The organism is Pseudomonas marincola (assembly GCF_900682675.2).
GTDB lineage: Bacteria > Pseudomonadota > Gammaproteobacteria > Pseudomonadales > Pseudomonadaceae > Aquipseudomonas > Aquipseudomonas marincola.
The window spans coordinates 2,884,853-2,899,433 of record NZ_LR215729.2 but is presented as its reverse complement, the minus strand read 5'-3'; the positions used below and the strand labels follow the sequence as shown (position 1 = coordinate 2,899,433).

Genomic DNA, 14,581 nt, shown 5'->3' with positions numbered 1-14,581 from the left:
CAAAATCCTTAGTTTTTCGGCATCAGGCGCTCAAACAGCGCCTCAAGGGTATTGAAACGTTCTTCGGGGCGTTCCATCGGAATCTGGAATTTGAACTGCGTCGCGCCTTCGAATTTATAGCGATTGGGTTGGCTCTGGATCAGCTTGATCAAGGTTAGCGGATCAACCTGGGTGTCGGCGGTAAAGTCGATGCGACCGCCTTGCGGACCGGCGTCGACTTTGCTGATGCCAAGTGTCTCGGCCTGCAATTTGAGCAGGGTAATGCGCACCAGATTCTTGGTCGGCTCGGGAAGCAGGCCGAAGCGGTCGATCATCTCAACCTGCAGTTCCTTGAGATCATCCTCGTTGGCGGCGTTGGCAATGCGCTTGTACAGAATCAGCCGCGCATGCACGTCGGGCAAGTAGTCTTCCGGGATCAGCGCCGGTACGCGCAAGTTGACCTCGGGGCCGCCACCAAGTGGCTGGTCGAGATTAGGTTGCTCACCTTTGCGGATCGATTTCACCGCGCGCTCAAGCATTTCCATATACAGCGTGAAGCCAACGGCCTGGATTTGACCGCTCTGGCCGTCACCAAGCAGCTCGCCAGCGCCACGAATCTCAAGGTCGTGGGTGGCCAGCACAAAGCCTGCGCCGAGATCTTGCGCGTTGGCGATGGCTTCGAGGCGCTTCTGCGCGTCGTCGGTAAGTTGCTTGCGTGGCGGTGTCAGCAGGTACGCATACGCCTGGTGGTGGCTACGACCGACGCGGCCGCGCAACTGATGCAACTGGGCGAGGCCAAACTTGTCGGCGCGCTCAATGATGATGGTGTTGGCACTTGGTACGTCGATGCCGGTTTCGATAATGGTCGAGGCGATCAGTACGTTGAAGCGCTTGTGATAGAAATCGCCCATCACCTGTTCCAGTTCGCGCTCGCGCATTTGTCCGTGGCCGATACCAATACGGGCTTCAGGCACCAGTGCGGCGATATCAGCGGCGCATTTTTCGATGGTTTTAACATCGTTGTGCAGGTAGTAAACCTGACCGCCACGGAGCAATTCACGCAGTAGCGCCTCTTTGATGACAGTGTTTTGCTGCTCCATCACAAAGGTGCGTACCGACAAGCGCCGCGCTGGAGGGGTGGCGATAATCGACAGGTCGCGCATGCCGGCAACGGCCATGTTTAGTGTGCGCGGAATCGGCGTGGCGGTGAGGGTGAGAATGTCGACTTCGCTGCGCAGCGCTTTCAGCTGCTCTTTCTGGCGCACACCGAAACGGTGCTCTTCGTCGATGATCACCAGCCCCAGGTTGTTGAACTTGACGTCATCCTGCAGCAACTTGTGCGTGCCGATGACGATATCAACCTTGCCTTCAGCCAATTGCTGCATGGCCTCGCCAACTTCCTTGGCGCTCTTGAAGCGGCTCATCACCTCGACCTTTACCGGCCAATCGGCGAAGCGGTCGCGGAAGCTGTTGTAATGCTGCTGGGCGAGCAGCGTGGTCGGCACCAGGATCGCGACTTGTTTACCGCCATGTACAGCGATAAAGGCTGCACGCATGGCGACTTCGGTCTTGCCGAAGCCAACGTCGCCACAGACCAGGCGATCCATCGGCTTGGGCGCGAGCATGTCGTCGTGAACCGCGTCGATGGCTGCTTGTTGGTCCGGCGTCTCTTCGAACGGGAAACCCGAACTGAATGTGGCGTAATCAGCCATCGGGTCTGTAAAGGCGTAGCCTTCACGGGCAGCGCGGCGGGCATAGATATCCAGCAGTTCAGCCGCCACATCGCGCACCTGTTCGGCCGCTTTGCGCTTGGCTTTCTGCCAGACCTCAGAGCCAAGGCGGTGCAGCGGCGCAAGGGCGTCATCGCTGCCGGTGTAGCGGGCAATCAGGTGCAAGCTGGCAACCGGCACGTACAACTTGGCTTCTTCGGCGTATTGCAACGACAGAAACTCAGCGCTTTGGCCGTCGATTTCCAGGGTGATCAGGCCTTGATAGCGGCCAACACCGTGATCGATGTGCACCACCGGAGCGCCTTCGCGCAGTTCGGTGAGGTTCTTGATGACGTTTTCGCCAGCGTCACGGGTTTTCTCGCGACGACGACGCTGCATGACGCGTTGGCCGAACAGCGGGCTTTCGGCAATCAGGGCGATTTCATCCAGCACCAGGCCTTCGTCGAGCGGTGCGATGGTGATGCCAAGGCGATCTTTGGCTTGAGTGAACTGCGGCCAGCCCTCGAACTCGCGCGGGCTGAGTTTGAGCCGGGCCAACAGTTCGAGGAGTACTTCGCGGCGACCGGCGGATTCGGCGCAGAACAGAATGCGGCCCGGGTAGTTTTCGATAAACCGGCGCAGGGCGGCGAGTGGTTCGCTGGATTTGGCTTGAATCGCCAAATCTGGCATCGGCTGCGCATTGAAGCGCTGGCGGCCGACGCCGTCTTCGATGTCTTCCTTGCTGATGACCACGCGCGGCCAGTCTTTCAGGCGTGCAAAGCAGTCTTCAACCGGCACGAAAATATCGCTTGGCGGCAGCAATGGGCGTTCAGGGTCTACGCGGCGCTCTTCGTAGCGGTTGCGCGCATCGGTCCAGAACTGTTCGGCGGCCTTTTCGATACCGGGTAGCGAGAACACCTGCGTGTCTTGCGGCAGGTAGTCGAACAGGGTCGCGGTCTCTTCGAAGAACAGCGGCAGGTAATACTCGATACCGGCCGGGGTAATGCCGGTCGAGAGATCCTGATAGATCGGGCAACGCCTGAAATCAACGTCAAAACGCTCGCGAAAGCGTCCGCGGAAATCGGTCACGGCTTTCTTCTCGAGCGGGAATTCGCGCGCAGGCAGCAGCTTGGTCGACTCAACCTTGTCGATCGAGCGCTGAGTCTCCGGGTCGAAGGTGCGCAGGGTTTCGATTTCGTCATCGAACAGATCAATACGGTACGGCTGGTGGCTGCCCATCGGGAACAGGTCGATCAGCGCTCCGCGCACGGCAAATTCGCCATGCTCATACACGGTGTCCACGCAGCGATATCCAGCGGCTTCGAGGCGGCTGCGCATCTCGTTGACTTCGAGCTTTTGCCCGGCATCAAGCACCAGGCTGCTGCCCAGCAAGAAACGTTTAGGTGCCAGGCGATGTAGGGCGGTGGTGATCGGGACTACCAAAACCCCGTGTTTCAGCTCTGGCAGGCGATACAGCGCGGAAATACGCTGGGAAATGATGTCTTGGTGAGGGGAAAACAGGTCATACGGCAGCGTTTCCCAGTCCGGGAAGTGCAAAACCGGCAGCTCAGGGGCGAAGAATCTGAGTTCTTGCTCCAGGCGCTCAGCACTTTGGCTGTCGGCAGTCAGTAACAAAGTGAAACGCTTTGCACTGCTGGCGGCTTCGGCAATCGCCAGGCTCAAGGCGGCACCGGGCAGGTTCCCCCAGTGTTGTTTGCCGGCCGAGGCGGGCAGGGACGGTAGGCGCAGTACGGACACAGGCAGCTCACGGTCAAGACACAAGGGCGCTGATTGTACCGATCAAGCATGCCTGCTGTCAGTTATGACACGATTGCATTGCTCGAAAGCGCGTCCGCCGTCATAATGTAGCCCCTTTTTTCAGCCCCTACAGAATGTGGAAGGTACTGCCCGTGACTCAGAAGCCCGACCAGTGTCTTGGTGAATGGATTGATCGCGAAGCCCTCGCGGAAGCAATGATTCCGATGATTGGCCAGCTCTATCGCAATAACAACGTGGTCACTTCGATCTATGGTCGTAGCCTGATCAATCGTTCGGTTATTCAGATCCTGAAGGCTCACCGTTATGCGCGCCACCGTCTGGATGGCGATAACGAACTGTCGGTACACGACACGTTCCCGATTTTGAAAACCATGAGCGAGCTCAAGCTGGGCGCTGCTTCTGTTGACCTTGGCCGCATGGTTGCCAAGTTCCACAAAGAAGCCAACGGTCGCAGCATGGAGCAGTTCGTGCGTGATGAGCTGACGACTGTAGCCGGTCAGCAAAATGTTGCCGGACGTCAGGGCACTGACGTGGTGCTTTACGGCTTTGGCCGTATCGGTCGCCTGCTGGCACGCATCCTGATCGAAAAGACCGGCGGTGGCGACGGCCTGCGTCTGCGCGCCATTGTTGTGCGTAAAGGTGCTGACAACGACCTGGTCAAGCGTGCAAGCCTGCTGCGTCGTGACTCGGTACATGGTCCGTTCGACGGCACCATCACAGTTGACGAAGCCAACAGCACCCTGACTGCCAACGGCAACCTGATCCAGGTGATCTACTCGAACGATCCAGCCTCGATCGATTACACCGCTTACGGTATCGAGAACGCTTTGCTGGTGGACAACACCGGTAAGTGGCGTGACGCCGAAGGCCTGGGCCAGCACCTGAAGTGCCCGGGTATTGATCGTGTAGTTCTGACAGCGCCGGGTAAAGGCGAGCTGAAGAACATCGTTCACGGCATCAACCACGCAGAAATCACCGCAGACGACAAGATCGTCTCGGCCGCTTCTTGCACCACCAACGCCATCGTGCCGGTGCTTAAAGCAATCAATGACAAGTACGGCATCGTCAACGGTCACGTTGAAACCGTGCACTCGTACACCAACGACCAGAACCTGATCGATAACTTCCACAAAGGCAGCCGCCGTGGTCGTTCGGCAGCGCTGAACATGGTTATCACTGAAACCGGCGCAGCTACCGCTGCGGCTAAAGCATTGCCGATTCTTAAAGGCAAGCTGACCGGTAACGCGATCCGTGTGCCGACGCCTAACGTGTCGATGGCGATTCTCAACCTCAACCTTGAGAAGTCGACTTCCCGCGAAGAAGTTAACGATTACCTGCGCTACATGGCGCTGCACTCGGAACTGCACAAGCAGATCGACTACGTTAACTCGCAGGAAGTGGTTTCGACCGACTTCGTGGGTTCGCGTCATGCCGGTGTGGTTGATGCCGAGGCGACCATCGCCAACGATAACCGCGTTGTTCTGTACGTCTGGTACGACAACGAGTTCGGTTACAGCTGCCAGGTGGTGCGTGTGATGGAAGACATGGTTGGGGTTAACCCGCCAGCGTTTCCAGGCTAATCGCCACGGGTAAATAAAAACGGGAGCTTCGGCTCCCGTTTTTTATGGGCTTGATAAAGGTTCACTGTCCGGCGAGAAGGGTTTTGCGCAGCTCGTCTGACAAGCCAGAAGGGGCCAGCCAGATGCCGAGGTAAGCGCGGGCAAGCTCGGTGTTTGGACTGGTGAAGCGCCGCGCCCCGTTAATGTCGAGGCTCAGGCCATTGGTCGGGTCGAAGTTCAGCGCGTAGCGGTCGCCGGGGCGTATGTCAGTGAACTGTGCGTGCAATCGATCGATTTCACTGCGTAGTTTTTCCAGTGTGTTAGTGGTTAACTGTTTCTCCAGGGTGGTCCAGGCTGCTTTAATCACGTCGTCACGGTCTATCGCCCTGAAGTAATAAAGCTCAAGGCGTGTATTGCTATTAAGGCGTAATGCCTGCTTGGGGCTCTGTTCGGGGCGGGTGTATAGCGCTGCGGCGTATACGTCTGCCCACAAGTAGGTGAACACTGCCTGGCTTTTAAGTGCCAGTGGCTGATTGTCGATGCGCACTTGCGGGGCAAATGCCGCCTGATTTAGTCGCTCGCTGGTGTTGGCGAATGCATTGAAGCCGAGCAGGCAAAGAACTATGAAAATAAGAATATTTCGCATGTCGTAAGTTGTCCTCAGACTTTAGTCTTATTTGAGCCTGCTTCTGACCTGAGTCAAGCCCCTGTCTGTTGCGCCCTGTTACGGAATAGTTAAAAAAAGCAAGCGCTTGGGTGGTCAGTGGAGGGGGGCGTCTTTATAATCAAACGGATTTTTTACCCGCGCTCAACATCGCCTTGCACGCTGCATTTATTGCAGTGTGGGATTTTTCATTAGGCTTACAGACGTTGACCGTATTCTAGAAAAAGCTTTTAAATCAGTGGTTAGGCAAACCTATGATCAACATTAAACGTGGGCTCGACTTGCCCATCACCGGTGAGCCGGTGCAGCGTATTGAAGCCGCAAGGCCCGTACGCAGCATCGCCGTCGTCGGCTTCGATTACCACGGTATGAAGCCAACGATGAACGTTCAGGTCGGTGATCGGGTCAAGCTCGGACAAATTCTGTTCTCCGACAAGAAAACGCCTGGCGTGGTGTATACCGCTCCAGGTGCTGGTGTTGTCAGTGCAATTCATCGCGGCGAGAAGCGTATTCTGCAGTCGGTGGTGATTGATCTTGACGGTGACGAGCAGGAAACATTCGCGCAATACCCGAGCGCCCAATTGGCGGCTCTCGAGTCTGCTCAGGTTCGTGAGAACTTGCAGCAGTCTGGTCTGTGGACCGCATTGCGTACACGTCCGTTCAGCAAGGTCCCAGCGGTTGACGCCGTGCCTAGCTCTATTTTCGTGACTGCAATCGATACCCACCCGCTTGCGGCAGACCCGGCTGTGGTTATTGCCGAGTATGCAGCGGACTTCGAAGACGGCCTTAAAGTGCTGTCGGCGTTGGCCAAGGTATTTGTGTGCAAGGCTGAAGGCGCCAACATTCCTGGCGACAAGCTGAGCAATGTTCAGGCTGAAAGCTTTACTGGCCCGCATCCTGCTGGCCTCGCCGGTACACACATTCACTACCTCGATCCGGTCAGCGCCACTAAAAGCGTCTGGTCTATCGGTTATCAGGACGTGATTGCTATCGGCAAGCTGTTCACCACCGGTCAACTGTGGGTTGAGCGCGTTGTTGCACTGGCTGGTCCGGTTGTGACCAAGCCACGCCTGCTGCGTACCCGTCTGGGTGCCAGCCTGCAAGAGCTGACTGCCGGTGAGCTTGAGCCAGGTGATAACCGTGTTATCTCGGGTTCGGTGCTGGGCGGTCGTACTGCTCAGGGTGCATTTGCCTTCCTCGGTCGTTATCACCAGCAGGTGTCTTGCCTGGTTGAAGGCAATGACCGCGAGATGCTGCATTACCTGCGTGCCGGTGTGAACAAGCACTCTGTGATGAATATTTTCGTCTCCAAACTGGCGGCAGCGAAGAAATTTGCTTTCTCCACCACGACCAACGGTAGCCCGCGCGCCATGGTTCCGGTCGGCAACTACGAGGCGGTCATGCCGCTCGATGTTCTGCCAACCCAACTGTTGCGTTATCTGATCGTCGGCGACACCGAGATGGCCCAGAAACTGGGTTGCCTTGAGCTCGATGAAGAAGATTTGGCGCTGTGCACGTATGTATGTGCTGGTAAGTATGAATATGGCCCGATCCTGCGCGACAACCTCGCAAGCATCGAGAAGGAGGGTTGATCATGGGCATCCGTGCATTCCTCGATAAAATCGAGCACAACTTTGAACATGGCGGCAAGTACGAGAAGTGGTATGCCTTGTACGAAGCAGTCGATACGTTTTTCTATCGCCCGGGCAGCGTGACCAAAACCACCGCCCACGTGCGTGACGGTATCGACCTCAAGCGCATGATGATCACCGTCTGGCTGTGTACCTTCCCGGCGATGTTCTTCGGCATGTGGAACACTGGCTATCAGGCCAACCTGATCTACAGCGCAACTCCGGATCTGCTGGCCGCTCAGGAAGGCTGGCGTTTTTCGCTGATCAGTGCCATGGCCGGGTTCGACCCGACCAGTCTCTGGGATAACTTTATCCAGGGCGCTGCCTACTTCCTCCCGGTCTATGCCACTGCCTTTATTGTCGGCGGTTTCTGGGAAGTCCTGTTTGCCTCGATCCGCAAGCACGAAGTCAACGAAGGTTTCTTCGTAACTTCCGTGTTGTTTGCCCTGATCCTGCCGCCAAGCATCCCGCTCTGGGAAGTGGCGCTGGGCATCAGCTTCGGTGTGGTGATCGGTAAGGAAGTGTTCGGCGGTACCGGTAAGAACTTCCTCAACCCGGCACTTGCTGGCCGTGCGTTCCTGTTCTTCGCCTACCCGGCGCAAATGTCTGGCGATGCGGTGTGGACTTCGGTCGACGGCTTTGCCGGTGCAACTTCGCTGAGCCTTGCGGCTGCTGGCGGCGTTGAGAACATTGTGGGCAGCGGCATTACCTGGATGGACGCGTTTGTCGGCACCATTCATGGCTCGTTGGGTGAAACCAGCACGCTGGCTCTGATGATCGGTGGCGGCATCTTGCTGATTACCAAGATTGCTTCGTGGCGCATCGTTTCTGGCGTGATGATCGGCATGATCGGTTTGAGCATGCTGTTCAACGCCATTGGTTCAGATACCAATCAGTTGTTCGCTATGCCGTGGTACTGGCACTTGGTAGTCGGTGGTTTCGCTTTCGGTATGTTCTTCATGGCCACCGATCCGGTGTCGGCCTCGATGACCAATACCGGCAAGTGGATCTTTGGTGCGCTGATCGGCTTCATGGTCGTCTTGATCCGTGTTGTCAATCCGGCCTTCCCGGAAGGCATGATGTTGGCGATTCTGTTCGCTAACCTGTTTGCACCGCTGATCGATCACTTCGTCGTTCAAGCCAATATCAAGCGGAGGCTGGCACGCAATGTCTAGTCAAAAAGAATCCACAGCACGCACGCTGCTGGTGGCCCTGTTGGTTTGCCTGGTGTGCTCGGTATTCGTTGCCGGTGCAGCCATTGCGCTGAAGCCGACGCAGCAAGACAACCGTCTGCTCGACAAGCAGCGCAGCATTCTGGCGATCGCCGGTCTGGGTAATCCGGGCATGAGCGGTAAAGAAGTCAAGGCGCTGTTCAATGATCGCATTACTGCCAAGATCGTTGATCTGCAAACTGGCACGTTCAGCGACGCCAAAGACCCGCTCAAGTATGAGCCGCTGCAGGGGGCAAAAGACCCGGCTGAGTCAATTGCGCTGACGTCCGATCAGGATCTGGCCAAGCTCAAGCGCCGTGAGCGTTACACCATCGTGTATCTGGTTCAGGCCGACGGCAAGCTGGATAAAGTGGTTCTGCCTATTCGTGGTCAGGGCCTGTGGTCGACTCTTTATGGCTTTATCGCCCTTAAAGCCGACCTCGACACGGTCAGCGGTTTTGGTTTCTACCAGCACGCTGAAACACCGGGTCTTGGTGGCGAAGTCGACAATCCGAAGTGGAAGGCACTGTGGCCAGGCAAAACCATTTACGCTGACGACGGCAAAGTTGCCATCTCGGTGGTGAAAGGTGGCGTAGACCCGAAGAGCCCGAAAGCAGAGCATCAGGTTGATGCGCTGGCGGGTGCAACGCTGACCAGTAATGGCGTCGATCACCTGCTCAAGTTCTGGATGGGTGAAGAAGGCTTTGGTCCGTTTATCACTAAATTACGCGCAGGGGAGGCTTGATCATGTCGCAGCCGACTATTAAAGAAGTCCTGCTCAATCCGATCTTCAACAACAACCCGATTGGTTTGCAGATTCTGGGTATCTGTTCCGCACTGGCGGTTACCTCGAACCTGAAAACCGCGCTGGTAATGTCGATCGCATTGACCTTGGTAACCGGGTTTTCCAACCTGTTTATCTCGATGATCCGCAGCCAGATCCCAAGCTCGATTCGTATGATCGTGCAGATGGTGATCATTGCGTCCCTGGTAATTGTGGTGGACCAGGTACTTAAGGCGTATGCCTTTAGTCTGTCCAAGCAGCTGTCGGTATTCATCGGCCTGATCATCACCAACTGTATCGTGATGGGCCGCGCCGAAGCGTTTGCCATGCAGAACCCGCCGGTGCTGTCGTTCTTCGACGGTATCGGTAACGGTTTGGGCTACAGCGCCATGCTGATCGCACTGGGTATCGTTCGTGAATTGTTCGGCGCCGGCAAACTGCTCGGTTTCGAAATTCTGCCGGTGATCAACGACGGCGGCTGGTATCAGCCGAACGGCATGCTGCTGTTGCCACCGTCCGCGTTCTTCCTGATTGGCCTGTTCATCTGGGCTATCCGTAGCTGGAAGAAAGACCAGGTTGAGAAGCCAAGCTTCAAAATGGCGCCACAGGTCTCGAATAAGGAGGCTTACTAATGGAACACTATTTGAGCCTGCTGGCTAAGGCCGTTTTCGTTGAGAACATGGCACTGGCCTTCTTCCTGGGCATGTGTACGTTCATCGCGATCTCGAAGAAAGTCGAGACGGCGATTGGTCTGGGTATCGCGGTAATCGTAGTACAGGTTATTACCGTTCCGGCCAACAACCTGATCTACACCTACCTGCTCAAAGATGGCGCGCTGGCTTGGGCCGGTCTGCCGGACGTTGACCTGAGCTTCCTCGGTCTGCTGAGCTACATCGGTGTTATCGCGGCAATCGTACAGATCCTCGAAATGCTCCTGGATAAGTACGTACCTGCGCTGTACAACGCGCTGGGCGTGTTCCTGCCGCTGATCACCGTAAACTGCGCAATCATGGGCGGCACGCTGTTCATGGTTCAGCGTGACTACAACCTGGCCGAGAGTACCGTTTACGGTTTCGGTTCTGGTCTGTCTTGGGCACTGGCAATCGCCGCTCTGGCAGGGATTCGCGAGAAGCTCAAGTACAGTGACGTGCCGGCTGGTTTGCAGGGTTTGGGTATCACCTTCATTACCATCGGTTTGATGTCTCTGGGCTTCATGTCCTTCTCTGGCGTGCAGTTGTAAGGACGGAATGATCAGATGAATTACGAAATTTTCCTCGCAATAGGCATGTTCACCGCCATCGTTCTGGCGTTGGTGGTGATCATTCTGATGGCGCGCGCCAAGCTGGTTTCCAGTGGCGACGTGAACATCGAAATCAACGGTGAAAAAACCATTACCGTGCCGGCTGGTGGCAAGCTTCTGCAAACCCTGGCGGCCAACAATGTGTTTCTCTCGTCTGCGTGTGGCGGCGGTGGTACTTGCGCGCAGTGCAAGTGCGTAATCACTGAGGGTGGCGGCGAAATGCTCTCCACCGAAGAGTCGCACTTCACCCGTCGTGAAGCCAAAGAAGGCTGGCGTCTGTCGTGTCAGGCTGCGGTTAAGCAGGACATGAAGATCGAAGTGCCGGAAGAAGTGTTCGGTGTGAAGAAGTGGGAATGCACGGTTCTGTCGAACCCGAACGTTGCCACCTTCATCAAGGAGCTGACGCTGAAACTGCCGGAAGGCGAGAGCGTTGACTTCCGCGCAGGCGGTTATGTTCAGCTTGAGTGCCCACCGCACGAAGTGCATTACAAGGACTTCGATATTCAAGAGGAATATCGCGGCGACTGGGACAAGTTCAACCAGTGGAAGTATATCTCCAAGGTTGACGAGACGGTGATCCGCGCTTACTCGATGGCCAACTATCCGGAAGAAGTCGGTCTGGTCAAGTTCAACATCCGTATCGCATCGCCGCCACCGGGCAAGGATCACTTGCCGCCTGGCCAGATGTCTTCGTATGTGTTCAGCCTCAAGCCGGGCGACAAGGTCACTGTTTACGGGCCGTTTGGTGAGTTCTTCGCCAAAGACACCGATGCAGAGATGATCTTCATCGGCGGTGGTGCGGGTATGGCGCCTATGCGTTCGCACATCTTCGATCAGCTCAAGCGTTTGAAGTCGACCCGCAAGATCAGCTTCTGGTACGGCGCACGCTCCATGCGTGAGGCGTTCTACAACGAAGAGTACGATCAACTGCAGGCCGAGAACCCGAACTTCCAGTGGCATCTGGCGCTGTCCGATCCGCAGCCTGAAGACAACTGGACCGGCCTCAAAGGCTTCATCCACAACGTACTGTATGAGAACTATCTGAAGGACCATCCGGCCCCTGAAGATTGCGAGTTCTACATGTGCGGTCCGCCCATGATGAACGCCGCTGTGATCAAGATGTTGGTTGATCTGGGTGTAGAGCAGGAAAATATCCTTCTCGACGACTTCGGCGGTTGATCATGAAACACGCTGTACTTCAGCCCGTTATTGCTGTCGCCTTGGCGGCAGCCCTAACGGGCTGCTGGTTTTCGGACCGGGTAGAAGAGTTTGGCGGCCCGACAATGGGCAGCACTTATAGCGTCAAATACGTGCACACCGATGCCACGCCTGATGTCGATAAGGTGCGCGCTGAGACCGAGGCGATTCTGGCCGAGGTTGATCAGCAGATGTCGACGTACCGTGATGATTCGCTGATCTCGCAATTCAACAAAGCCCCCGCTGGCAGTTGCATGAAGCTTCCCGAAGGCATGCTTGAGTTGGTGCGTAGCGGCAGCAAGTTATCAGATGACAGCAATGGTGCATTCGACCTGACCCTTGAGCCGTTGCTCAACCTTTGGGGGTTTGGTCCGCAGGCGCGGGTTGAGAAAGTCCCGAGCGCTGAACAGATCGCCGAAGCACGTCGGCATATCGGCCACCAGCATCTGCGCATAGACGAGCAATCCTTGTGCAAGGATGTCGATATCCAACTCGACCTCAACAGCATTGCTGCAGGTTACACGGTCGACCGCATTATCAGTCGTCTGCGCGAGCTGGGCATCAGCAGTTATCTGGTCGAGGCCACTGGTGAGCTTAAGGCCGCTGGCAAGAAGCCGGATGGCGAGCCCTGGCGTATTGCGATTGAAGCGCCGCGTGATGATGAGCGGGTTTCACAAAAGATTCTGCAACTCGATGGTTATGGCATTTCCACCTCTGGCGATTACCGTAACTATTTCGAGGAAAATGGCGTGCGTTACTCGCACACCATCGATCCACTAACCGGCGCGCCGATTACCCACAAACTGGCCTCGGTGACGGTCGCCAACGAGTCGACCCAGTTGGCTGATGGCTTGTCGACCTTGCTGATGGTTTTGGGTCCGGAGCGCGGTATGGCGTATGCTAAACAGGCAAATATCGCCGCATTCTTCGTGACGCATGAGGGTAAAGCCTTCGTCACACACAGTAGTCCGGCATTCGAGCAGCTATTCGCTGCGGGAGAAGAGCAATGACATTCGTCGTGGTATTTCTGGTCATGATCTCAGTCGTTTCAATGATGGCCGTAGGCGTCATCATGGGGCGCAAACCAATCGCCGGTTCGTGCGGCGGTATCGCCAATCTGGGCATCGAGAAAGAATGCTCGATCTGCGGTGGTAGCCGTGAGAAGTGCGAAGAGGTCAACAGCGCCGAAGGCACTCAGAAAACAGCTCTGGCCTACGATGCAACCAAGCTTTAAAACCTGTTTTACAGGCAGCTAAACGTTACGCACATTTTTGATTGCCGCGTTCATTTTGCAACGCGGCCCTGCCGAGGCGTGGCTAAACGCCCGGTGTGATCTGAGGAGTAAACATGGCGGTCTACAACTACGATGTGGTGGTGCTCGGTTCGGGCCCCGCAGGTGAAGGCGCGGCAATGAATGCGGTCAAGGCCGGGCGCAAAGTGGCTGTAGTCGACAGCCGCCGCGAAGTCGGCGGTAACAGCACACACCTGGGCACTGTGCCGTCCAAGGCACTGCGTCACTCGGTTCGTCAGATCATGCAGTTCAACACCAACCCGATGTTCCGCCAGATCGGCGAGCCACGTTGGTTCTCGTTCCCGGATGTGCTGAAAAGTGCGGAGCGGGTGATTTCCAAGCAAGTGTCTTCACGCACCGGCTACTACGCCCGCAACCGTATCGATGTATTTCACGGCACTGCCAGCTTTGCCGACGAGCACACCGTTGAAGTGGTTTGCCCGACAGGCGCGGTCGAGAAACTGGTGGCCAAGGACATCGTGGTGGCGACCGGTTCGCGTCCCTATCGTCCGGACGGCGTAGATTTCAATCACCCGCGTGTTTACGACAGCGACACCATTCTGACGCTGAGCCACACGCCGCGCCGCCTGATCATTTACGGGGCCGGTGTAATCGGTTGTGAATACGCGTCGATCTTCAGCGGTCTGGGCGTGCTGGTAGACCTGATCGACAACCGCGATCAGTTGCTCAGCTTCCTCGATGCTGAAATCTCAGACGCCCTGAGCTATCACCTGCGCAATACCAACGTATTGATCCGCCATAACGAAGAATATGAGCGCATTGAAGGCGTTGATAACGGCGTGGTGCTGCACCTCAAATCCGGCAAGAAGATCAAGGCGGATGCGTTGCTCTGGTGTAATGGCCGCACCGGCAACACCGACAAACTGGCGCTGGAAAACGTCGGCCTCAAAGCCAACGGCCGCGGCCAGCTGGAAGTGGATGAGCATTACCGCACTTCGGTGAAGAATATCTACGCCGCCGGTGATGTGATCGGTTGGCCGAGCTTGGCCAGCGCCGCATTCGATCAGGGGCGTTCGGCGTCGGGCAGCATCGTGCAGAACGACAGCTGGCGCTTCGTCAATGACGTGCCGACCGGGATTTATACCATCCCGGAAATCAGCTCGATCGGTAAGAACGAGCGCGAGCTGACCCAGGATAAAATCCCTTACGAAGTGGGCAAGGCGTTCTTCAAGGGCATGGCCCGCGCACAGATTTCCAGCGAGCCGGTGGGCATGCTGAAAATTCTGTTCCACCGCGAAACCCTGGAAGTGCTGGGTGTGCATTGCTTCGGCTATCAGGCTTCTGAGATTGTGCACATTGGTCAGGCGATCATGAACCAGAAGGGCGAGGCGAATACCCTCAAGTATTTCGTCAACACCACCTTCAACTACCCGACCATGGCTGAGGCCTATCGGGTAGCTGCGTTTGACGGGCTCAACCGGCTTTTTTGACCGACTCCGATCGGTGGCCTGAGCCG

General features: G+C 56.5%; 12 protein-coding genes. 10 read left to right on the top strand and 2 right to left on the bottom strand.

Going from position 1 to position 14,581, the window contains the following annotated elements; all coding sequences use genetic code 11:
• Positions 1–8: 8 nt before the first annotated feature.
• The gene (gene mfd, locus PMYSY11_RS13500; protein ID WP_150549490.1) at positions 9–3,446 is read right to left on the bottom strand and encodes a transcription-repair coupling factor; all 3,438 of its coding nucleotides are present in this window, start codon (positions 3,444–3,446) and stop codon (positions 9–11) included.
• Between the two features lie 134 nt (positions 3,447–3,580).
• Between mfd and PMYSY11_RS13495 the strand changes: the two genes are divergently transcribed.
• On the top strand, positions 3,581–5,047 hold the full coding sequence (locus tag PMYSY11_RS13495) for a glyceraldehyde-3-phosphate dehydrogenase (protein ID WP_150549489.1): 1,467 nt from the start codon (positions 3,581–3,583) through the stop codon (positions 5,045–5,047).
• 61 nt (positions 5,048–5,108) lie between these two features.
• On the opposite strand, the gene PMYSY11_RS13490 is transcribed toward PMYSY11_RS13495, so the two are convergent.
• Positions 5,109–5,672, bottom strand: coding sequence for a chalcone isomerase family protein (locus PMYSY11_RS13490; RefSeq protein ID WP_150549488.1), 564 nt, complete (start codon positions 5,670–5,672; stop codon positions 5,109–5,111).
• 272 nt (positions 5,673–5,944) lie between these two features.
• On the opposite strand from PMYSY11_RS13490, the gene PMYSY11_RS13485 reads away from it, so the two are divergent.
• The 9 genes from PMYSY11_RS13485 (at position 5,945) to sthA (ending at position 14,555) form a co-directional block, all read left to right on the top strand.
• Positions 5,945–7,282, top strand: coding sequence for a Na(+)-translocating NADH-quinone reductase subunit A (locus tag PMYSY11_RS13485; protein ID WP_150549487.1), 1,338 nt, complete (start codon positions 5,945–5,947; stop codon positions 7,280–7,282).
• A gap of 2 nt (positions 7,283–7,284) precedes the next feature.
• Positions 7,285–8,496, top strand: coding sequence for an NADH:ubiquinone reductase (Na(+)-transporting) subunit B (locus PMYSY11_RS13480; RefSeq protein ID WP_069898825.1), 1,212 nt, complete (start codon positions 7,285–7,287; stop codon positions 8,494–8,496).
• Complete coding sequence (locus tag PMYSY11_RS13475; protein ID WP_069898823.1) at positions 8,489–9,277, top strand: Na(+)-translocating NADH-quinone reductase subunit C; 789 nt, start codon at positions 8,489–8,491, stop codon at positions 9,275–9,277. Before PMYSY11_RS13480 ends, PMYSY11_RS13475 begins: the two co-directional genes overlap by 8 nt.
• Entirely contained in the window at positions 9,274–9,948 is a 675-nt protein-coding gene (locus PMYSY11_RS13470; protein ID WP_170827724.1) for an NADH:ubiquinone reductase (Na(+)-transporting) subunit D, read from the top strand. Before PMYSY11_RS13475 ends, PMYSY11_RS13470 begins: the two co-directional genes overlap by 4 nt.
• The gene (nqrE, locus tag PMYSY11_RS13465; RefSeq protein ID WP_010485177.1) at positions 9,948–10,556 is read left to right on the top strand and encodes an NADH:ubiquinone reductase (Na(+)-transporting) subunit E; all 609 of its coding nucleotides are present in this window, start codon (positions 9,948–9,950) and stop codon (positions 10,554–10,556) included. Before PMYSY11_RS13470 ends, nqrE begins: the two co-directional genes overlap by 1 nt.
• Before the next feature lie 15 nt (positions 10,557–10,571).
• Positions 10,572–11,795, top strand: a complete 1,224-nt coding sequence (gene nqrF, locus PMYSY11_RS13460; protein WP_069898819.1) for an NADH:ubiquinone reductase (Na(+)-transporting) subunit F — start codon at positions 10,572–10,574, stop codon at positions 11,793–11,795.
• Between the two features lie 2 nt (positions 11,796–11,797).
• Entirely contained in the window at positions 11,798–12,823 is a 1,026-nt protein-coding gene (locus PMYSY11_RS13455; protein WP_150549486.1) for an FAD:protein FMN transferase, read from the top strand.
• Positions 12,820–13,047 (top strand): (Na+)-NQR maturation NqrM, encoded by a 228-nt coding sequence (nqrM, locus tag PMYSY11_RS13450; protein WP_069898815.1) that lies wholly within the window; start codon positions 12,820–12,822, stop codon positions 13,045–13,047. The genes PMYSY11_RS13455 and nqrM overlap by 4 nt, the downstream gene beginning before the upstream one ends.
• A gap of 113 nt (positions 13,048–13,160) precedes the next feature.
• Positions 13,161–14,555 carry a Si-specific NAD(P)(+) transhydrogenase gene (gene sthA / locus PMYSY11_RS13445; RefSeq protein WP_069898813.1) on the top strand — a complete coding sequence of 465 codons (1,395 nt, stop codon included), beginning with the start codon at positions 13,161–13,163 and terminating at the stop codon, positions 14,553–14,555.
• Positions 14,556–14,581 lie beyond the last annotated feature (26 nt).